We start from the raw sequence: 19776 nt of genomic DNA, 5'->3' as shown, positions 1-19776 counted from the left end.
AAGCGTGCCACGTGACGACACAGAGCCTGAACACCTGCCCGGTGCGGTGGGCGGGGCGACCCGCATCGGCCGGACGGTGCGGCGCCCGACCGGGCCATGGACGCCGGCCGTGCACGAGCTTCTGACGTATCTGCACGACAACGGACTCCGGGGCATGCCGGAGCTGCACGGCATCGACGACAAGGGTCGTGAGGTGCTCGACTACGTCGAGGGCAGAGGCGTCCCGGTCGACCGCGAGGTCGTCCTGGACAGCGTTCTTGCCGAGGCAGTGACATGGTTGCGTGACTTCCATGATCTGGTCGAGGACTTCCGACCCGAGGGCCCGCGCACCTGGCGGGGCGGCGAGGCAGAGCTCGCCGCCGACCAGATCGTCTGCCACAACGATCCCGGCGCCTACAACTGGATCATCCAGAGCGGCCACTTCGTTGCCATGATCGACTGGGACATGGCCGGTCCCGGCCGTCCGATCGACGACCTGGCCTTCCTTGCGTGGACCGGCATCCCGCTCTACCGCGAGATACCGCTGGACGACGTCGTGCGCAGGCTCGACCTGCTGGTCGACGCGTACGGCGAGTGGGGTCCTACGACGGTCCTCGCGGCCGTCGTCGAGCGCATGACGGCGGCCAGCGATCGGATCGAGGCGGGCCAGGTGCGCGGCGACGCGGGTCTGCTCAATCTGGCGAAGGTCGGGGAGCCGCAGCGCACCCGCGACCGGGTCGCTGCCTTCCTCGCTCGTGTCCCGGCGATCGAGCAAGCGCTTTGAGCCAGGATCAGGTTGGCACGACGACGGGCGTGCCGAACTCGGTGCGGACCGAGTCCGCGTAGACGACCGAGTCGGGCGGCCGGCTCGCGAGACCGGGAATGCCGGCCGCCGCCACCAGGGTGTCCTCCAGCGTCTCGACCGTCGCGGACCGCAGGGGCCACGGGGCGTGGTGGTTCGGGATCCAGAGCGTGCGTCCCGCCCACCGGGTGTGCAGTCCGAAGCGCGCGGTGACGAACTCCTCGACCGCCGACGGGTGTGCGATCGGGTCGCCGATCGTCGCGGAGACGTGACCGCCGGCGCCGCGGGGGCCGGGCCAGCGCCGGCGAGTCGTGTAGTCGATCCGGTCGCCCTCCTGGGTGATCCGCATGCGGGCCCACGTGTACGGAGTCCCGAACGCGAACCTCGCACCGAGGGTCACCAGGAGTCGACTGGTCTCCAGTGACCGGAAGACCACACCGTGCCGTCCCTGGTCGTCGACCGTGTAGAGACGCACGTTGGTCTCGGCGAAGTCACCGAAGAACGGCACTGCGGGGCCCAGGCCGAATCCGGCTCGTCGCATCTCGAACGGAATCAGGCCCACGTACGTGACGCCGTCCAGCACGTCAGGACGCGTACCGAGGGGGAGCAACGGTGCCACCATCGCGGGCTCGACAGCCCAGTGGATGAAGGTCAGCCGGGTCCAGTCCTGACGCATCAGCCGTGGTCCGGTGAGTCGCACCGGGATGGGATTGAACGTGTTCATATTTCCAGTCTGCCACCGGAATGCCCTGCCGACCCGGTCAGTACCGCCCGACTACGTCACATCGTCAACGGGACAGCCAGTGACTCGTAAGCCGATTGGCGAAGGTCTGCTCGGGATCGAGCCGGTCGGCCAGCGCGCGCAGATCCGGGATACGTGGATAGGCCTCAAGCAGGCGCTGGGGTGCGGTCTCGAAGACCTTGCCCCAGTGCGGCCGGGCGGCACACGGGGCGAGTGCGGCGTCGATGACGGGCAGCAGTGCCGTCACCTCCGGCACATGCATCCGCCAGGTGAAGTGGATCGCGAGGCAGCCGACCGAGTGGCTGGGGCTCAGCCACAGGGCGTCGGCGGCGATGGTCCTGATCTCGCTGATCAGCAGGTGCGGCTGCACGCGTGGCGCGAGCGCGCGCACGGCCCGGATCGCCTCGAGGGCGTGCTCCCTAGGCACGAGGTACTCGGTCTGCAGCTCCTCGCCGTTGCTCGGCGTGAATCCCAGGCGGAAGTGCGGCAGCCGGTCCCACCACGGGCCGGCGGCGCCGAGCTGTGTCGTGGCCACGTCGGCCTGCTCGCCCGGTAGAGGATGCAGCTGTCGGGCCGCTGGACGTGCGCCGAAGAACTCCTCGCGAGGTGCTGCGTCGGCCCGCGACTTGACCCAGGCCTGGCCTGCGCCTCCGGCACCCCAGTCGGTGAAGAGGCTGACGCTGTACGCGCTGCCGGTGATCGCATCGAGGTCCGTCTCGATCGACTCCCACGGGACCCCCTCGTAGAGGTCCTGACGGATCTGGAACGTCGGGATGATGTCGAGGGTGACCTTGGTGACGACTCCGAGCAGCCCGAGCGAGACGACCATCCCGTCAAAGTCGGGGTCGCCGCGGCGGACCGAGCGCACCGTGCCGTCCGCGGTGACGAGCTCGAGCCCGGCGACCGAGCTGGCGAGACTGCCGTTGCGGTCACCCGACCCGTGCGTACCGGTCGCGATGGCTCCAGCGACCGAGATGTGGGGGAGTGAGGCCAGGTTATGCAGCGCCCAGCCGGCCTGATCGAGCTCCTCGACAAGCTCGCCGTACCGCAGACCCGCGGAGACCGTGACCTCGCGGGCGGCGGCATCGACCTCGACGACCGGAGGCAGCCCGGCTACCGAGATCTGGACACCGGTGGTGTCCGCGATGGCGTTGAACGAGTGGCGGCTGCCGAGCGCGCGTGCCGACGGGGCGGCCGCAACGAGCGCGGAGAGCTCCTCGATCGAGCCCGGTTGGTGCAGCGCCGTTGCGTGATAGGTCAGGTTGCCTGCCCAGTTCGTTCCGGTCATGCCACCAGTGTGCTCGCCGACTCACATCTCGACACGTCGGGTGAGCTCCAGGTCGGCGAGGAATTGATCGTCGTGACTCACCACGAGTAGCGCTCCGCGGTACGACCGAAGTGCCTCGGCCAGGTTCATGTGCATTCCATGAGGTCGATGGGAGGCGCTGGCCACGGGGGCTGCTGCGCGGATCGGACCTCAGGGCTCTGACGGACTGGCAATCTCGTACTCGGGGATGCGTGCGGATCAAGCGCACCCAACCGACCTGCCCGGATTCACGGTGCGCGCGATAGGTTCGGCGGCATGAGTCCGATCTACTTCGATGCCGACGACGACGCCGCGGAGCTCATCAACGCGCTGGAGAGCGAGGGCTACTTGACGACGTTGCGACGCGAGGGCTTTGCCGGCGAGGACGACGGCGAGGACCACGCGTGGGTGCTGCTGGTCGAGCCCTACGACGACCGCGTCATCGAGATGGTCGATGTCTACGGCGGCTGGATGCCAGGAGACGACAGACTGCCCGTCACCCCGATCGACCTCCCCGGTGGGCCCAAGCGACTCAAGGACTGATCGTGGGGGTCAGACGCCGAGGTGCTCGCGCAGGAACTCGACCTGCAGGAGCTTGAGGTTCTCCGCCACGACCTCCTGCGGCGTCATGTGGGTCACGCCCGACAGCGGGAGCACGGTGTGTGGCCGACCGGCTGCGAGCAGCGCGGACGACAGCCGGAGGGTGTGCGCCGCGACGACGTTGTCGTCCGCGAGGCCGTGGATGATCATGAGTGGGCGCTCCAGCCCCGCCGCGAGCGGCAGCAATGAGTTGTCGTCGTAGACCTCGGGTTGGGTGTTCGGGTCGCCGAGGTAACGCTCGGTGTAACAGGTGTCGTAGAGCCGCCACTCAGTCACAGGCGCGCCAGCGACCGCAGCATGGAAAACGTCTGGCCGCTTGAGCACGGCCAGGGCGGAGAGGTAGCCGCCGTACGACCAGCCGGTGATGCCGACCCGGTCGGTGTCGATGTCGTCGGGGTACGCCGCGGCGACCGCGGCCAGCGCGTCGACCTGGTCGTCGAGAGTCACGGTCGCGAAGCCGTGGAGGATCTCGCGCTCCCACGCGTGGCCGCGCCCAGGGGTGCCACGGCCGTCGGAGACGATGACGCAAAATCCCTGGTCGGCGAGCCACTGCGCCTCGAGGAATGCCCGGGCTGAGGCCAGCACCCGTTGTGCGTGCGGACCGCCGTACGGGTCCATCAGCACCGGCAGTCGGTGCGAGCCGCGCTCGTGTCCGCGGGGGAACAGCACAGCCGTGCGAAGTCCGCGCTCGCCGGCCGCCAGCAGGGTCACGACCGGCTCGTGCGGCGCCGGCTCGGCGAGCACACGGATCGGGGTCGGTGCGGAGTCCTCCTGGTGGACCATGACCGAGGTGCCGACGGCCTCGAGGCCGGATCGGACGATGACCGTCGTGGGCCCGCCGATGACCGCCCCGTGCAGGGCGGCGCCCTCGGTGAGCTCGCTGATCACGCCATCGAAGCCGAGCCGGACGACCTGGACCGCAGTCGGCTCGTGCGAGGCCGTCGCGATGACGCTGTCTTGGAACACCTCGACGATGCCGCGCACCTGCCATCCATCGGGTGAGATCGCGACGCCGTCGCGCAGCACCCGGCGCCACCCGTCGACGTCCTCGACTGTCACGAGCGATCCGTCAGGTGCGAAGCGAGGCGCAGACGACAGCTCCACCCAGGCCGGGTCGCTCTGCTCGCGCAGCGTGGTCGTCAGGCCGGTCGCGGTGTCGACCGACAGGGTCCGTGAGGCCTTCTGGTCACGGCTCAGGACCTGGATCACGGGTGCGCCGTGCTGGTTCCACGTGACCCGGCCGAGGTACTCGTACGCTGCGCGGTCCCACTCGACCTGTCGGCGGGTGCCGTCAAGCCCGATGTGCCAGAGCGTGACGACGGAGTTAGGTGTCCCGGCGGCGGGATACCGCTGGGCCACCGGCTCGCGCTCGGGGTGCTCGGGATCGGCGATGTGCCACGTCTGAACTGGAGCGTCGTCGTAGCGCTCGACCAGCAATGACTCACCGTTCGGCGCCCACCAGAAGCCGCGATGGCGCTCCATCTCCTCCGCGGCGATGAACTCGGCCTGCCCCCAGACCTCGGTGGGGGAGTCCGGCTCGACCAGGGCTCGCTCGTCGCGCCCACCCACATCGATGACCCGCAGTGCGCCACCCGAGGCATAGGCGATGAACCGGCCGGTCGGGTCGAGACGCGGATCGATGACCGCGCCGGTACTCGGCAGGGCGTGAACGGACTTGCCCCCCCGGTGGACCGCCCAGAGCCTCCCGGACAGGGCGAAGCAGGCCCAGCGACCAGTCTGGTCGACGTCGTAGCCAACCAGACCCGCGGCGGACTCGCGGCTGCGCTCGCGGCGGGACCTCTCCTCGACCGACAGCTGCTCACCGGCATCGCCGAGCAGCTCGAGCGGGTCGACCACGATCGTCTCGACACCTGAGGCGACGTCGTGCTCCCAGAGCTGGCCGGTGCGGGTCACGCCGTCCGGTGTGCGGATGAACCGCACAGTCCGGCCGTCCGGCGACACCGTGATGTTGCGGGGGATGCCAAGGGTGAAACGAAGTGTGCGGGCGGCCAGTCGCGGGTAGGAGACGCTCATGCTTCGATCCAACCACGGCAGCGGGAGGCGACAGGGCCTGGCGTCGGCGATGGTCAGTAGCCTTGGGACATGACCTTGAGCGACCGACGGATCCTTTTCGTGCACGCCCATCCTGACGATGAGTCGATCAACAACGGCGTGACGATGGCCAGGTACGTCGCGGAGGGCGTCCAGGTCACGCTGGTGACCTGCACGCTGGGAGAGATGGGCGAGGTGCTCGTGCCCGGCCTGGAGCACCTGGCCTCCGACCGCGATGACCTGCTGGGTCAGCACCGCGAGGGGGAGCTGACCGAGGCGATGGCCGAGCTCGGAGTCACCGACCACCGGATCCTGGGCGGCGCCGGCCACTACCGTGACTCGGGCATGAAGTGGGACGACAACGGCAGCGCCACCGCGGCTGACGAGATCCATCACAATGCGTTCTGGCACGCCGACCTGACCGAGGCCGCGGCCTTGCTCGTCGAGATCATCCGTGAGGTCCGCCCCCACGTGCTGGTGACGTACGACGACTTCGGCAACTACGGGCATCCCGACCACATCCAGGCGCACCGGGTCGCGCACTACGCCGCTGACCTGGCTGCGGCGCGTTCGTTCCGGCCGGTCCTCGGCGAGGCGTGGGACGTCGCGAAGGTCTACTGGGTCGCGCTCTCGGCGTCGCGCATGCGGGCAGGCATCAAGGCGCTGCGCGACAGCGGTGACACCAAGACGTTCGAGGGGATGGATCCGGACAACCTGCCGGCGATGGTGGTCGAGGACGATCAGCTGGACGCCGTGATCGAGGGCCCCGAGTTCGTCTCCGCGAAGCTCGCCGCGATGAAGGCGCACCGTACCCAGATCACCGAGGACGGACAGTTCTTCGCCGGCGGCATGGACATGGCGGCGACGGTGTGGGGCACGGAGTTCTACCGATTGGTGCGGGGCGCTCGCGGGCCGGTGGGGGAGAGCGGGCTCGAGGAAGACCTGTTCGCCGGTCTCTGAGTCGTGAAGCGCGCAAGCCTGCTCGTGCTGGGGGTCTACGTCGGAGTCGTCGGTGCGATCATGCACCGGCACGTCTGGTGGGCCGGAGGTGTCATCTGGCCGTGGGGTGTCCTGCTGACGGTCGCCGTGACGTACGCCGTCGTACGGGCCGCCGGCCAGCTGATGCCAGCGGGCGGAGCCTGGTTGGGGCTGGGCTGGGGGCTCGTCCTGATGGCTCAACAGGTCTCTCCCGGCGACAGCTATCTGATCGCTTCGGACTGGATCGGTTGGTCGTTCACGATCGGCTCGGCAGGGGCAATCGTGCTCGGCGTCCTGCGTCCTCCTAGGCTGGTCCGATGACCGCGACGGTGGACCAGCAGGCCTTTCGCGGAGCTCTCGGTAGGTTCGCGAGCGGCGTCACGGTCGTCTCGACGACCCAGAACGGGATCGATCACGCCATGACCGCGAGCGCGTTCACCTCGGTCTCGCTCGACCCGCCGCTGGTGCTGGTGTGCTCCCACACCGAGAGCCGGTTCCACGAAGCTGTCCTCGAGACCGGGTTCTGGGGCGTCTCGATCCTGGCCGAGGAAGGCATCGCGGCATCGGCCTGGTTCGCCCACCGGGGCCGCCCGCTGGAGGACCAGATGCAAGGGATCGCGTTCCACCGCGGGGCTTCCGGTGCCCCGTTGCTCGACGACTCGCTCGCCTGGCTCGAGTGCTCCACGGTCTCGGTGACCGCAGGCGGAGATCACACGATCCTCGTCGGGGCAGTCACCGGCGCTGCTGTGCGGGACGACATCGACGACCCACTTCTCTACTACCGTGCCCACTACGGAACGATCCTGCGACTACCGGACTCGGAAAAGACCGTCTACGGGAGCAACCCATGACCGAAACACCTGACGACAACACCTCCGGCGAGAACCAGGGCGCTCCTGACGTCGCGAAAGATGCCGACGGAGCAGAGCTCCTGGGCGAAGGGCCAGGCATCGCCGAGCCCGGCCTGGTCGTCGAGCCGGACGCAGAGATCGATCTGGACGACGAGCCCGATGTCGCTGCCGAGGACGCCGCTCCGGTCGAGGCCGATGCGCCTGACCCGGACAAGCCTGATGCGGACGAGCCTGAAGAGGTGCCGGAGACCGCTCTCGAGGCGGATGAGCCTGTAGCCGACCCCGACGAGCCCGAGCCGGAGTCGGCCGACGGGCCTGCCGAGGACGAGCCCGCTGGGGAGACGGAGACGGCCCTCGAGCAGGACGAGCCCGCTGACCAGACGGAAGCCGTCCTGGCCGTCCCCCTGGCCGTCCCCCTGGCCGACGGACTGGCCGAGCCGGGCGCAGACGACGACGACACAGACGACGACGGCACAGACCTCCCGCCGGCCGAGTCCGGCGACGGTCCGTCCTCGCACCGTGCACGCCGCTTCGTCCTTGCCCTGGCGGTCGTGGTGGGCGCGTTGTACGTCGGGGGCTACTTCCTGACCGGCACCCGGATGCCCGCCAACGCGACGATCGGTGGCGTCGACGTCAGCGGCATGTCACCCAGCGCGGCGCGTTCTGCCGTCGACAAGGCCCTGTCGCCCAACGTCGACCGGCCGATCACTCTGGAGCACGACAAGACGTCGTTCGAGATCGAGCCGAAGGACGCTGGCCTCGCGCTCGATGTCGACCGGTCAGTCTCGGAGGCAGGTGGCCAGCGCAGTTGGGACCCGGCCGACATCGTTGGCCTGTTCATCGGTGACCACGCCACCGCCCCTGCCCTCGATGTCGACGATGCCAAGCTGCAGAGCACGATCGGCACGATCAGCGAGACTGTCAACCAGGACGTCGTCGAGGCTCAGATCACGTTCCCCAAGGCCAAGCCTGTGGCGCGCCAACCCAAGCCGGGTCTGGTCGTGGCACGTGCCGACGCCCAGACGGCGATCCGTGCGGCCTACCTCGTCGAGGAGGATCCGGTTAAGGTCCCGACCGTCGTCGTCGAGCCGGCGGTCGATGCAGACGGCCTCGCCAAGGCCATGAAGACGATCGCCGAACCTGCCGTGAGCGGTCCGGTGACTATCAGGTCGGGGGACAAGAAGGTTGCGCTGCCGGTGACGGCGTACGCCCCGGCTCTGGTGGTCCAGATCGTGGACAACCAGCTCACGCCCCAGCTGGACCCCAAGAAGCTGGCCAAGCCCCTGACCGATTCCACAACTGGGATCGGCAAGAAGGCAGTCGACGCGACCGTCCGGATCGAGAAGGGCAAGGCCGTCGTGGTGCCCGGCAAGGCTGGCATCGGCCTGCAGCCCGAGGAGATGGCGACCAAGCTCATCCCGGCGCTCACCAAGACCGGCGATGAGCGGATGGTCGAGATCGAGGCCAAGGTCGTCGACCCGGAGTTCACGACCAGGGACGCCAAGGCGTTGAAGATCACCGAGAAGATCAGCAGCTTCGACACGACCTTCCCCTATGCGGAGTACCGCAACATCAACCAGGGGCGGGCTGCTGAGCTGCTCAACGGGACGATCGTCAAGCCGGGTGAGACGTTCAGCTTCAACGACACCGTGGGTGAGCGCACGCCCGGCAACGGCTTCGTGTCCGGCACCGTCATCAACGGCGGCGTCTTCCGCGAAGAGCTCGGTGGAGGTGTCTCGCAGGTCGTCACCACGACGTACAACGCGTCCTTCTTCGGTGGGATGGAGGACGTCGAGCACCATCCACATGCGTTCTACATCAACCGTTACCCGGTGGGGCGCGAGGCGACGGTCTACTTCGGCAGCCTCGATCTGCGGTTCAAGAATCCGACCGACTACGGCGTGCTGATCCGGTCGTACGTCGTCAAGGCCACGCCTTCGTCGCCGGGCATCATGCACGTCGAGCTGTGGAGCACCAAGGTGTGGGACATCAAGGCCGGCCAGTCCGCGCGTCGCAATGCCCGGTCGCCCGGCACGCAGTACGACGACACCGATCGGTGCGTGCCGCAGGGACCGATCCCCGGATTCGACATCGACATCTACCGCACGTTCTACAAGGCCGGCAAGAAGGTCAAGACCGAGACCGACACGGCCCGCTACCAGGCCGCTGACCACGTCATCTGCGGCAAGAAGCCCGAGTCCGACTGACACCGGCTCCGCTCTCAGCGGGACGGGGGCTCGAGGTAACGGTAGTCGTGGTGGTCCACGAAGCCGTACGGCTCGTAGAGCGCGAGCGCGACCCAGTTCGAGCGCATGGTCTGCAGGTAGGCCTTGTCGGCGCCGTGCTCGACGGCCCAGGCCAGCGAGGTGTCGACGATGCGACGACCCAGGCCTTGGCGACGGGCATCCGGATCGACCTCCACGGCGGAGATGCCGGCCCACTCGCCGGTCACGACGATCCGCGCGATCGCTCGCACCGGCGTGCCGATCGAGACGAATCCGACCGTGCGGGGTGCCTGCAAGACCTCGCGTGCGGTCACAGGGTCTTCGTCGGCGCGGCGATAGGCAGCCAGCCACTCGTCATCGACGACGTCGCTGACGACGGCCTCGCGATCGCGCGGATAGGTGGCGTGCAGGTCAGCGACCTGGACCACAGCACCGCCGTAGTAGTCGCGCTTCGGCACCCAGCCTGCGTCCAGGAACTCGCGCTCGGCTGATGAGCCGACGACGAGCTGGGCCAGCGCCGGGATCTTGTGCGTGGCATAGAAATTGCGCACCTGGTCGACCGCATCGACGAACGGCAGGCCCGCGGAGCCGTGGACCGCGACGGAGTTGCCGCGCCCGGTAAAACCGCGAGAGGCCCGCAGCTCCCAGTCGCCAAGCTGTGCCGAGTCGATCGCGGGCCAACCGCGTGAGGTGATCCGGGTGAGGTCATCAGCGCTGATGGCGGCGGCGCGCCGGCGGCGCGCCGGACGCTCCGGGACGGGTTTCCAGGTGGTGATGGCAGTGAGGTCGATCTCGCGGATGCGACCATCGCGCAGCTCGACCTGGACGGTCTGCTGGTCGACCGCGACGACCCGTCCGAGGACGTCGTTGAGCTCGGGCCCGCCCGATGGTCCGACACCACCTGTCTCATGACGCACGACGATGCGCCGCCCCACCGCCGAGCCGTCTAGAGTCATGACTCAAGACTTCCATGCCGTTGAGGTGGACCTTGTGTCCGGTGGCCGTGAGGCGTTCGGGATACTGGGACCAGCTCGTCGAAGGAGAAATGCTCGTGACGTACGTGATCGCCCAGCCGTGTGTGGATCTCAAGGACCGCGCTTGTGTGGACGAGTGTCCCGTGGACTGCATCTACGAGGGCAACCGGATGCTCTACATCCAGCCCGACGAGTGCGTCGACTGCGGTGCTTGTGAGCCGGTCTGCCCGGTGGAGGCGATCTTCTACGAAGACGACACTCCGCCGGAGTGGAAGGACTACTACGCTGCGAACGTCGACTTCTTCGACGACATCGGTTCACCCGGTGGCGCGGCCAAGCTCGGCGTGATCGACAAGGACCACCCGTTGATCGCCGCGCTTCCTCCGCAGATCCAGGAATGACCCCTCGCGGCTTCGGCCGGGTCTCGGCGAGGTTCCCGGACTTCCCGTGGGACACGATCGCCGCAGCGAAGGCTCGTGCCGGCGAGCATCCCGGTGGGATCATCGACCTGTCGATCGGCACGCCCGTGGACCCGACGCCCGACGTTGCCCGTCAGGCCCTCGTCGACGCGGCGGATGCCCCGGGCTACCCCACGGTGTTCGGTCCCGACTCGCTGCGCCAGGCCGCGGTCGACTGGCTCGGGCGCCGCTTCGGTGTGACCGGGCTAGACGCCGGACAGGTGCTGCCGACGGTCGGCTCCAAGGAGCTCATCGCCAACCTTCCGGCCCAGCTGGGACTGGGCTCGGGCGACCTGGTCGTCGTGCCCGCGCTGGCCTATCCGACGTACGAGGTGGGGGCCCGATACGCCGGCTGCGAGGTCATCGCGTCAGACTCCACATTGTCCCTGGGGCCTCGCGTCCCGGCGATCATCTATGTCAACTCGCCCGGCAACCCCAGCGGCCGGATCCTTCCTCCCGACCACCTGCGCAAGGTCGTCGACTGGGCGCGTGAGCGCGGCACCCTGGTCGTGTCCGACGAGTGCTATCTCGAGTTCGCCTGGGAGGGCTCACCGGTGTCGGTGCTGCATCCCGACGTCTGTGGCGGCTCGTTCGAAGGCCTTCTGGCGGTCCACTCGCTCTCCAAGCGTTCCAACCTCGCGGGCTACCGCGATGCCTTCGTGACTGGCGATCAGACGATCGTCGAGGAGCTGCTCGCGGTGCGCAAGCAGTTGGGCTTCATGGTGCCAACGCCCGTACAGGCGGCGATGACCGCGGCGCTCGCAGACGACACGCACGTCGACCGGCAGCGGGAGACGTACGCCGCGCGGCGAGCAACCCTGCGGCAGGCCTTCGAGGCGGCCGGTTTCACGATCGAGCACTCCGAGGGTGCGCTCTACCTCTGGATGACCCGCGGAGAACCGTGCCGCGACACGATCGACTGGCTAGCCGAGCGCGGCATCCTTGCAGCGCCCGGCGACTTCTACGGCACGGCTGGCGGGCGGCACGTGCGGGTTGCGTTCACCGCAACCGACGAGCGCGTCGCGGCCGCAGTCGACCGTCTGGTCTGACTTCTGGTCGAGCGGTTCCGCTCAGTTGGTCGAGACTCGCACGATGTCGGAGTCCACGCCGGACCGCGGTGTCCATCCTTCGTCGGAGTCGGCGGCATCCCATTGCCGGTTGCCGAACGAGACCGTGCTGATGCCCAGGTTCGACGCGTTGCCGACCAGGTAGTGGGCGATGGCCCACCCTCGCGCCTTCACGTCGGCGGACTTGCCGCTCAGCGGGTACGCCGCCTCATCACCGTTCGTCGTGACCTCGATGGCACCGAAAGCCGCTGTGACGTCCCGCTTGACCGCGGTGAGGCTGCCGCCGCCCGTGGGGTTGATCTGGCAGGTGAATTCCGCCGGGCTGTAGCCGCGCAAAGTCGAGGCGAGCGCACGGGCGTAGTCCTCGTGCTGGGCGTAGGCGCCGGGGAATGCTGAGCGCTGCACCCGCTGTGCTGCTTCGGTGATCTCCATCGAGCCGTATCCCTCGACCTTGACGAGGGCGTCGTAGAACGCACCGATCGCGTAGAGGGGGTCGGTGACCTGCTCGATGCTGCCCCAGCCCTGCGAGGGGCGCTGCTGGAACAGCCCCAGCGAGTCGCGGTCGCCGTAGTCGATGTTGTGGATCTTGGACTCCTGGAACGCCGTCGCGATCGCAATCGTCGTGGCGCGTGGCGACAGGCCCCGGCGCTGAGCGACCGCGGCCATCAGCGCGCTCCACTGTCCTTGCTCCAGATCGACCTGTGCGCGCACCGTGCCGACCTCGGCCACGCAGAACTCGCTGCGCAGCGGCGTACGGTCGCGCAAGGTCGTCGCGACCAGCACGCCGGCGGCGACCAGCCCGAGCGCGACGAACCAGCGGAACCGCACGGCTAGTTGGCGTGCAGCGCGGCGTTGAGCTCGATCCCGGTGCGCTCGCCGCGCGGCCGTGCCTCGATCGCGCCGGTCTGGCTGTTGGTGAGGAACAGGATGCCGTCCTGACCGGACAGGTCGGCGGCCTTGACGACAGCACCATCGGGCATCGTGACCTTCGAACCTGCCGTCACGTACGTCCCGGCCGCGACGACGCAGTCGTCACCCAGGGAGATGCCGATACCGGCGTTCGCGCCGATCAGGCAGTTCTCGCCGACGCTGACGACCTGTTTGCCGCCACCGGACAGGGTGCCCATGATCGATGCGCCGCCGCCGACGTCGGATCCGTTGCCGACCACGACGCCTGCGGAGATCCGACCCTCGACCATGGCTGTGCCGAGCGTGCCGGCGTTGAAGTTCACAAAGCCTTCGTGCATGACGGTCGTGCCGGCGGCCAGGTGGGCTCCGAGGCGGACCCGGTCGGCGTCACCGATGCGGACGCCAGACGGTACGACGTAGTCGGTCATGCGGGGGAACTTGTCGATGCTGCTGACCTGGACGTGCTGTCGCGCTGCCCGCGCCCGCGTGCGGGTCGACTCGAAGTCATCGACCGCGCACGGACCCATCGAGGTCCACACGACGTTGGTCAGCAGGCCGAACAGGCCGTCGAGGTTCTGGCCGTGCGGGGCGACGAGGCGGTGCGACAGCAGGTGCAGCCGTAGATAGACGTCGTACGCATCCGTCGGCGGCTGCTGCAGGTCGGGAACCACGGTGTGCACCACAGCGGTGTGCACCAGGCGGATCTCGTCGTGGCCCGCGAGCGCAGCGAGCTCGACCGGCTCGGCCTCTCCGGCGGGCGCCGCGCCGAGCCGTGGCTCGGGATACCAGACGTCGAGCACCGTGTTGTCCGTCGTGAGGGTCGCGATGCCGTAGGCGTGTGCGCCGGGGTGATCCACAGAAGTCATGCGGCCAAACCTATCGGGGAGCGCCTCAGGGCTTGGGCAGGCCGTCCTTGGTGCACAGGCTGCCGATCTGGTCGGTGCGGTCCTTCTTGATGTAGTCGAACATCTTGGGCGCCCGCTCGGGATCCCAGGTGACCGCGAAGTCACGCAGGGGGACCGTGCAGCTGAGGCCCTCGCCGCCCATCGCCGCGGACAGCGCGAGGGCAAAGCGGAACAGCGAGATGGGTCCGACGTCGTCGCCGATCTGCAGCGAGCCGGAGGCACCCTTGGCGACGCTCAGGTAGCGCAAGGGGTTGACCACGGTCCACGGGGACTTGGCCTTGGCAGCAATCGATCCGAGCACCTCACGCTGGCTCTGCACCCGCTGGATGTCCTGAGTCGCGTACGTGTGCCGGTTGCGTGAGTAGGCCAGAGCCGTCTTGCCGTCGGCGGTCTGGCAACCCTTCTGCACGTCGAGCCCGGAGTCCTTGTCCTTGAGCCGCTCCTTGGGACAGATCTGGACTCCGCCAAGCGAGTCGACGACCTTGACCAGACCGCCGAAACCGACCTCGATGTAGTCATCGACACGGATGCCGGTGTTCTCCTCGATCGTCTGCACCAGGAGCTTCGGGCCGCCGAAGGCGTAGGCCGCGTTGATCTTGGTCCGGCCGTAACCGGGGATGTCGACGATCGAGTCGCGGGGGAGCGACATCAACAGGCTCGGCCCGCTGCCCGTGTGCAGCAGCATGATCGTGTCGGTGCGACCGCGCCCGCCGCTGTCTCCTCCGGTCGTGAGCTCCTTCTGCTCGGCCTCGGTCAGTCCGCGGCGGCTGTCGGAGCCGACCAAAAGGTACGTCGTACCGGGCTGGGTGGCAGGACGCCCGCTCGCGGGAGAGGCGTCGACCTTCTCGATCTGGCCCCAGGCCCACACCGGGACAGCGACGAGGAACACGATCCAGGCCAGCAGGAGGAATCCGAGGACCCGACCGATGCCGCGCTTCTTGCGGGGCTTTCGAGGCGCGGGTGGCTCGGCTCCGCCGACGCGACGTCCGGGCGGAGGCAGATTCGGCGGTGGCAGGTCGGAGCCGGCCCGTGTGGGCGTGGACCGGGTCGGCTGGTCCTCGCCGTACAACCACCCGTATCCGCCCTCGGGGCGCTGGTCTGACATGAGGATGACCGTACCCGAACCCGGGCGGCGGTCATGGCAACGACGAGCAGGGTCAGCTGTGAAATTCCGGCGACTCGCGGCGCGCCCTCAACCTCAGATCGAGGGTTTGTGTGGATACTGAGAATCGCCTCAGCCTCTTCCCACGTGAGGACACCATGTCTGACGTTCGCTCGAGTGTGTTGGGTGGGTCCTATGCCCGCCCCGCCGATACCTCGGCTCGCATCCAGTTCCGCCGCGCACTGACCCTCACGGCCATGACTCTCGTCATGCCCGGCTCGGCCCAGCTCGTCATGGGCAACAAGCAGGTGGGCCGGATCGCCGTCCGGGTCTGGCTTGGTTTCCTCGCGTTCGGTGTGATGGTGCTGTTCATGCTGCTGACGTCGCGACAGGGCCTGCTGTCGCTCGCTCTGGACACGCGTCTGTTGACCATCGGCCGATGGGTCCTGATCGCCGGCGCCATCGCGTGGGTCGCGCTGCTGATCGATGCCTGGCGGCTCGGTCGGCCGCGCGAGCTGGCCCGGCGGCACCGGCTCTGGATGACCGGCCTCAACGCGAGCCTGTGCTTCGTGACCGCCGGGACGATGTTCTTCGCCGCGCACCTGGTCGCGGTCCAGACATCCTTCATCGACAGCGTCTTCGTCGCGGACACGGTGTCCAAGCCACAGGACGGCCGCTACAACGTCCTGTTGCTGGGCGGTGACTCCGGCCCTGATCGCAGTGGTCTGCGCCCCGATTCGTTGACGGTCGCCAGCATCGATCGCGACACCGGTCGCACGGTGTTGGTTGGCCTCCCTCGCAACCTGCAGGACGTTCCGTTCCCCTCGGGATCGGTCATGAACAAGCAATCCCCCCACGGCTTCGACTGCGAGGGGTGTGAGCTCAACGGGGTCAACACGTGGGCCAACGACCATGCGAAGCTGTTCGGGGAGAAGGACCCAGGAATCAAGGCAACGATGGGCGCGGTCGAGGAGATCACCGGCCTCAAGCTCAATTACTATGCGCTGGTCAATATGCACGGCTTCGCCACCCTGGTCGATGCCGTCGGCGGCGTACGGATGAATGTCAAGGAGCGCACTGCGATCGGCGGCATCGGCTCGCCGATCCGCGGCTGGATCGAGGCGGGGGACCAGAAGCTCAACGGTTCGCAGACACTGTGGTACTCCCGCAGCCGCGTGCAGAACGACGACTTCTCCCGCATGGGTCGGCAGAAATGCGTCATGAACGCGATGCTCCAGCAGCTCAGCCCCCAGAAGGTGCTCCTGAACGTGGAGAAGATCGCCACGTCGAGCAAGGCACTGCTGACGACCGACATCCCCAAGCAGGATCTGGATGTGTTCGTCGGCCTGGCCCTCAAGGCCAAGACCGAGAAGGTGTCGACGGTCTCGCTCGTACCGCCGGTGATCTACACGGGCAACCCGGACTTCAAGAAGGTCCGGACGCTGGTCGACGGCGCGATCGCCAAGGCCGAGGGAAACAGCACGGCCAAGGTCGGCATCACGCAGGCCACCTTGTCGATGCCTTCGACCACGGACGACGCCAAGGATCCGCGCAAGGCCAACCAGAGCGCGGATCTCGGCGCCACCTGCTGACCTCGTTCAGCCTGAAGCATCCCTAAGATCGTGGGGACGATGACAGGTTCGCCCCGGCTGTCGGTGATAATGGATACTTCGTCGGTCATTCCGTGAGGGAACGCATGTCACATCGCGCGAGTCTGTTGGGCCGCGGCTACCAGGACAATCATCTGGATTCGCCGCGCGTCCGTTTTCGTCGCGCGTTGACGCTGTGCCTCATGACGATCGTGGTGCCCGGATCCGGGCACATCATGGCCGGCAGGCGCGGCGTCGGATGGTTCGCCGTCACGGTGTGGCTCGGCGTCGTCGGTGCCGGTGGATACCTGCTGTGGAAGACCCGTACGGATCGCGCGGAAGTGCTGGGCTGGTTCACCGATCCGGATCTCCTGCTGCTGGCGCGAGCCGCCATGGTGGTCGTCGCAGTGCTGTGGGTTGTGCTGTTCGTCGATGCGTGGCGGCTCGGGTCCCCGTTCCGGCTCAACTTCGCGCGGGCGGCCGTCATCACCGTGCTCAACCTCGCCATCATCGGCGGCGTCGCGGGTTCTACGGCGTACGCTTCGCAGCTCATCCAGGTCTCCCGGGAGACCGTCAAGACGGTCTTCAAGGCGACGGAGACCTCGGCGCCGCTCAAGGGCCGCTACAACATCCTGCTGGTCGGTTCGGATGCTCGAGCCGACCGCACCGGCGTGCGACCGGACTCATTGACCGTCGCCAGCATCGACGCCGACACCGGCAAGGTGGTCCTGGTTTCGCTGCCGCGCAACCTGCAGAACGTGCCGTTCTCCGAGGGCTCGCCGATGCGGACGATCTATCCGTACGGCTACAACTGTGGCTCCGAGTGCCTGCTCAACGCGGTCCACACGACGGCCCAGAATCGTACCGACCTCTACCCCGACAGCGCGGATCCGGGCCTCGACGCCACGATCGATGCGGTCCAAGGCGTCACCGACCTGAAGATCAACTACTACGTCATGGTCAACCTCAACGGCTTTAAGGGACTCGTCAACGCCGTCGGCGGAGTGACCATCGACGTCAAGAACCGCATCGCGATGTTCGGCCACGACGATGCCTACAAGAACGTCTACATCGAGCCGGGCGAGCAGAAGCTCGATGGGCAGAAGGCGCTCTGGTACGCCCGCAGCCGGGTCGAGTCCGACGACTACACCCGCATGGGCCGGCAGAAGTGCCTCATGGCCGCGATGGCGGGTCAGCTCAGCCCGCAGACGGTCCTGTTCAACGCGACGAAGATCGCCGATTCCGGCAAGGAGCTGCTGAGCACCAACATCCCGGCTAAGGAGCTCGGCCAGTTCGCTGATCTCGCGCTGAAGTCTCGCGGCAACAAGATCCGGACCGTCTCGGTCGTTCCGCCCCAGTTCAACCCAGTGGCGCCTGATTTCCCGGCGATCCAAGCCGCGATCCAGAAAGCCATCGACAAGTCCGAGGCCACGAAAGCACCAAATCCCTCGGCCACCAAGGACACCTCGGGTCGGGCGTCCAACAATGCTGATGACCTCGAAGCCACCTGCTAGCCGGTCGGCTGAGGCTACTGGTCCTGCGCGGTGTTGTAGGCCTCGATGACCTCGTTGGTCTCGCCATCCATCACGAGCGTGCCCTGGTCGAGCCAGATGACGCGGCTGCAGGTGTCGCGGATCGACTGCATCGAGTGGCTCACCAGGAAGACAGTCCCGGCGTTGTCCCGGATCTCGCGAATGCGTTGCTCGCTACGCTGACGGAACTTGCGATCGCCGACCGCGAGCGCCTCATCGACGATCAGGATCTCGTGCGTCTGCACGCTGGCAAGCGCGAATTTGAGCCGTGCGGTCATGCCTGAGGAGTACGAGCGCATCGGCAGGTCGATGAACTTCTCCAGCCCGGAAAACTTCACGATCTCGTCGTAGTTGGCGTCGATCTCGGCCATCGTGAAGCCCATCGCGAGCCCCCCGAGAATGATGTTGCGCTCGCCTGAGAGGTCCTTCAACAGAGCCGCGCCGACGCCAAGCAGGCTGGGCCGCGAGGCAGCGTAGATCGCGCCCTGGCTCGTCGGTGTCAGACCAACGATCGCCCGCATCAGGGTCGACTTGCCTGAGCCGTTGGTGCCAATGACGCCGATGCTGTCTTCCTCGTACGCCGTGAAGGACACCCCTTTGAGCGCTTGGACGGTCCGTAGCTGCTTGGTGCGCCCGCGCAACGCCTTGGATCGACGATCGACGGCGGTAGGGCGTTTGCCGGTCGCAAAGACCTTGTAGTCGACATGCACGTCGTCGACAATCACGACAGGCTTGCGCTGCGACGGAGGCGTCGGTTGGGGTAGCGGTTGTTCAGTCGACACGCCCGTACCTCTCCTCGGCGCGCCAGAAGAACCAGACGCCGAATGTGAACAGACCGATGGACCAGAGGGTCGCGTACAGCCAATAGTGCAGGTTGGTCCCGTACCCGGGGCCCTGGAGTAGGGCCGAGCGGGCCAGGCTGAGGAATTCGTGCACCGGCTGGAAGTCCGAGATGCGCATAATGACTGCGTTGTCCCCGAACCGCTTCTCGACGCTGAAGAAGATTCCCGTCGTGTAGAAGAAGAAACGGGTCAGGAACGGGAGGAAACTGTTGAGGTCACGCCAGTGAACCGACAGCCTGGCCGTCACAAGTGCCAGTCCGCAGTTGAACACGAAGTAGAGCGCGAAGATCGGGACGATCAGGAACCAGTGCAGGTCCGCGGCACCGAAGCCCCCACTGATCAGGAGGAAGATCAACATGATCGCCACGGTCGGCAGGAACTGCAGGAACCGTTGGGTCACGGCGGCCAGGGGCAGAACCATGCGGGGGAACGCCAGGCTCTGGACCAACGACGCATTGTTGGTGATGGCCTTGCCGCCGCTGGCCCAGGACTGAGAGAAGAACTCGAACACGAACACGCCGATGATCAAGAACTCAACGAAGTGGTCTGGCCGGCTGCCGCTGGGAATCAGCAGGCCGAAGATGAGCCCGTAGACCATCGCGTTGAGCAGCGGCTTGAGCACGACCCACAGCATCCCGAGGGAGTTCTGCTGGTTCTCGGACTCGATCTTGAAACGCGCCATCGAGTAGATGAAGACCCGTCGCTTCCAGACCTCGGTGATGTACGCGCGAAATGTCGGGCGTCCGCCGACCCGGTGGAGGCCCAGGCGCGCCGCGTCCTCAGCGGTTGTCATCCGTGTGGTGTCCCAACTGTTCAGGCTCTCGGGGCGACCCGACGGGCACCCGTCGAGGCAACGTCGAGTG

At 67.4% G+C, this 19776-nt stretch carries 19 protein-coding genes; 10 read left to right on the top strand and 9 right to left on the bottom strand.

Annotated features, from left to right (window positions below; genetic code table 11):
• Nucleotides 1-4: 4 nt before the first annotated feature.
• Entirely contained in the window at nt 5-763 is a 759-nt protein-coding gene (locus C6I20_RS11490; RefSeq protein WP_254052123.1) for a phosphotransferase, read from the top strand.
• Nucleotides 764-770: 7 nt separating this feature from the next.
• Here C6I20_RS11490 and C6I20_RS11485 read toward each other — a convergent pair whose 3' ends face one another.
• Both C6I20_RS11485 and C6I20_RS11480 read right to left on the bottom strand, forming a co-directional pair.
• On the bottom strand, nt 771-1505 hold the full coding sequence (locus tag C6I20_RS11485) for a YqjF family protein (protein ID WP_118396088.1): 735 nt from the start codon (nt 1503-1505) through the stop codon (nt 771-773).
• Nucleotides 1506-1569: 64 nt separating this feature from the next.
• A complete protein-coding gene (locus C6I20_RS11480; protein WP_118396087.1) occupies nt 1570-2811 on the bottom strand; it encodes an FAD-binding protein in 1242 nt (413 codons plus the stop codon).
• Nucleotides 2812-3105: 294 nt separating this feature from the next.
• Here C6I20_RS11480 and C6I20_RS11475 point away from each other — a divergent pair, with 294 nt between their 5' ends.
• On the top strand, nt 3106-3372 hold the full coding sequence (locus tag C6I20_RS11475) for a hypothetical protein (protein WP_118396086.1): 267 nt from the start codon (nt 3106-3108) through the stop codon (nt 3370-3372).
• 9 nt (nt 3373-3381) lie between these two features.
• Here the strand turns inward: C6I20_RS11475 and C6I20_RS11470 are convergent, their stop codons facing one another.
• Nucleotides 3382-5463: a prolyl oligopeptidase family serine peptidase gene (locus C6I20_RS11470; protein ID WP_118396085.1), complete on the bottom strand. Its 2082-nt coding sequence runs from the start codon at nt 5461-5463 to the stop codon at nt 3382-3384.
• A gap of 69 nt (nt 5464-5532) precedes the next feature.
• Here C6I20_RS11470 and mshB point away from each other — a divergent pair, with 69 nt between their 5' ends.
• The 4 genes from mshB to C6I20_RS11450 are packed head-to-tail and all read left to right on the top strand — an operon-like array spanning nt 5533 to nt 9517.
• The gene (mshB, locus tag C6I20_RS11465) at nt 5533-6441 is read left to right on the top strand and encodes an N-acetyl-1-D-myo-inositol-2-amino-2-deoxy-alpha-D-glucopyranoside deacetylase (protein ID WP_118396084.1); all 909 of its coding nucleotides are present in this window, start codon (nt 5533-5535) and stop codon (nt 6439-6441) included.
• 3 nt (nt 6442-6444) lie between these two features.
• The gene (locus tag C6I20_RS11460) at nt 6445-6780 is read left to right on the top strand and encodes a hypothetical protein (protein WP_118396083.1); all 336 of its coding nucleotides are present in this window, start codon (nt 6445-6447) and stop codon (nt 6778-6780) included.
• A complete protein-coding gene (locus tag C6I20_RS11455) occupies nt 6777-7310 on the top strand; it encodes a flavin reductase family protein (RefSeq protein ID WP_118396082.1) in 534 nt (177 codons plus the stop codon). The genes C6I20_RS11460 and C6I20_RS11455 overlap by 4 nt, the downstream gene beginning before the upstream one ends.
• Nucleotides 7307-9517 (top strand): VanW family protein, encoded by a 2211-nt coding sequence (locus tag C6I20_RS11450; protein ID WP_118396081.1) that lies wholly within the window; start codon nt 7307-7309, stop codon nt 9515-9517. Before C6I20_RS11455 ends, C6I20_RS11450 begins: the two co-directional genes overlap by 4 nt.
• Nucleotides 9518-9531: 14 nt before the next feature.
• Here C6I20_RS11450 and C6I20_RS11445 read toward each other — a convergent pair whose 3' ends face one another.
• Nucleotides 9532-10491 (bottom strand): GNAT family N-acetyltransferase, encoded by a 960-nt coding sequence (locus C6I20_RS11445; protein WP_118396080.1) that lies wholly within the window; start codon nt 10489-10491, stop codon nt 9532-9534.
• Nucleotides 10492-10586: 95 nt separating this feature from the next.
• On the opposite strand from C6I20_RS11445, the gene fdxA reads away from it, so the two are divergent.
• Together fdxA and dapC are read left to right on the top strand one after the other, a co-directional pair.
• Nucleotides 10587-10910, top strand: coding sequence for a ferredoxin (fdxA, locus tag C6I20_RS11440; protein WP_118398857.1), 324 nt, complete (start codon nt 10587-10589; stop codon nt 10908-10910).
• Complete coding sequence (gene dapC / locus C6I20_RS11435; RefSeq protein WP_118396079.1) at nt 10907-12016, top strand: succinyldiaminopimelate transaminase; 1110 nt, start codon at nt 10907-10909, stop codon at nt 12014-12016. Before fdxA ends, dapC begins: the two co-directional genes overlap by 4 nt.
• A 21-nt stretch (nt 12017-12037) precedes the next feature.
• Here the strand turns inward: dapC and C6I20_RS11430 are convergent, their stop codons facing one another.
• The 3 genes from C6I20_RS11430 to C6I20_RS11420 are packed head-to-tail and all read right to left on the bottom strand — an operon-like array spanning nt 12038 to nt 14953.
• Entirely contained in the window at nt 12038-12862 is an 825-nt protein-coding gene (locus tag C6I20_RS11430; protein WP_118396078.1) for a hypothetical protein, read from the bottom strand.
• A gap of 2 nt (nt 12863-12864) precedes the next feature.
• On the bottom strand, nt 12865-13809 hold the full coding sequence (gene dapD / locus C6I20_RS11425) for a 2,3,4,5-tetrahydropyridine-2,6-dicarboxylate N-succinyltransferase (RefSeq protein WP_118396077.1): 945 nt from the start codon (nt 13807-13809) through the stop codon (nt 12865-12867).
• 25 nt (nt 13810-13834) lie between these two features.
• Nucleotides 13835-14953, bottom strand: coding sequence for an LCP family protein (locus C6I20_RS11420; protein WP_118396076.1), 1119 nt, complete (start codon nt 14951-14953; stop codon nt 13835-13837).
• 155 nt (nt 14954-15108) lie between these two features.
• Here C6I20_RS11420 and C6I20_RS11415 point away from each other — a divergent pair, with 155 nt between their 5' ends.
• A complete protein-coding gene (locus C6I20_RS11415; protein ID WP_118396075.1) occupies nt 15109-16542 on the top strand; it encodes an LCP family protein in 1434 nt (477 codons plus the stop codon).
• Between the two features lie 200 nt (nt 16543-16742).
• Nucleotides 16743-18053 (top strand): LCP family protein, encoded by a 1311-nt coding sequence (locus tag C6I20_RS11410; RefSeq protein ID WP_162891281.1) that lies wholly within the window; start codon nt 16743-16745, stop codon nt 18051-18053.
• Nucleotides 18054-18067: 14 nt separating this feature from the next.
• Here C6I20_RS11410 and C6I20_RS11405 read toward each other — a convergent pair whose 3' ends face one another.
• Nucleotides 18068-18853 carry an ABC transporter ATP-binding protein gene (locus tag C6I20_RS11405; protein WP_118396073.1) on the bottom strand — a complete coding sequence of 262 codons (786 nt, stop codon included), beginning with the start codon at nt 18851-18853 and terminating at the stop codon, nt 18068-18070.
• The gene (locus C6I20_RS11400; RefSeq protein WP_118396072.1) at nt 18843-19706 is read right to left on the bottom strand and encodes an ABC transporter permease; all 864 of its coding nucleotides are present in this window, start codon (nt 19704-19706) and stop codon (nt 18843-18845) included. The genes C6I20_RS11405 and C6I20_RS11400 overlap by 11 nt, the downstream gene beginning before the upstream one ends.
• Nucleotides 19707-19776 lie beyond the last annotated feature (70 nt).

The organism is Aeromicrobium sp. A1-2, from assembly GCF_003443875.1.
Lineage (GTDB): Bacteria > Actinomycetota > Actinomycetes > Propionibacteriales > Nocardioidaceae > Aeromicrobium.
Note: the sequence above shows the minus strand (reverse complement) of the source record. Positions and strands in the feature narration are given on the sequence as shown.

Bases quoted from the DNA above. Each gene is read 5' to 3' on its own strand.
- C6I20_RS11400 (WP_118396072.1), bottom strand. From the start codon at position 19,706: ATGACAACCGCTGAGGACGCGGCGCGCCTGGGCCTCCACCGGGTCGGC.
- C6I20_RS11455 (WP_118396082.1), top strand. From the start codon at position 6,777: ATGACCGCGACGGTGGACCAGCAGGCCTTTCGCGGAGCTCTCGGTAGG.
- C6I20_RS11445 (WP_118396080.1), bottom strand. From the start codon at position 10,491: ATGACTCTAGACGGCTCGGCGGTGGGGCGGCGCATCGTCGTGCGTCAT.
- mshB (WP_118396084.1), top strand. From the start codon at position 5,533: ATGACCTTGAGCGACCGACGGATCCTTTTCGTGCACGCCCATCCTGAC.
- dapD (WP_118396077.1), bottom strand. From the start codon at position 13,809: ATGACTTCTGTGGATCACCCCGGCGCACACGCCTACGGCATCGCGACC.
- C6I20_RS11475 (WP_118396086.1), top strand. From the start codon at position 3,106: ATGAGTCCGATCTACTTCGATGCCGACGACGACGCCGCGGAGCTCATC.
- C6I20_RS11420 (WP_118396076.1), bottom strand. From the start codon at position 14,953: ATGTCAGACCAGCGCCCCGAGGGCGGATACGGGTGGTTGTACGGCGAG.
- C6I20_RS11415 (WP_118396075.1), top strand. From the start codon at position 15,109: ATGTCTGACGTTCGCTCGAGTGTGTTGGGTGGGTCCTATGCCCGCCCC.
- C6I20_RS11450 (WP_118396081.1), top strand. From the start codon at position 7,307: ATGACCGAAACACCTGACGACAACACCTCCGGCGAGAACCAGGGCGCT.
- C6I20_RS11470 (WP_118396085.1), bottom strand. From the start codon at position 5,463: ATGAGCGTCTCCTACCCGCGACTGGCCGCCCGCACACTTCGTTTCACC.
- C6I20_RS11410 (WP_162891281.1), top strand. From the start codon at position 16,743: ATGACGATCGTGGTGCCCGGATCCGGGCACATCATGGCCGGCAGGCGC.
- C6I20_RS11480 (WP_118396087.1), bottom strand. From the start codon at position 2,811: ATGACCGGAACGAACTGGGCAGGCAACCTGACCTATCACGCAACGGCG.
- dapC (WP_118396079.1), top strand. From the start codon at position 10,907: ATGACCCCTCGCGGCTTCGGCCGGGTCTCGGCGAGGTTCCCGGACTTC.
- C6I20_RS11485 (WP_118396088.1), bottom strand. From the start codon at position 1,505: ATGAACACGTTCAATCCCATCCCGGTGCGACTCACCGGACCACGGCTG.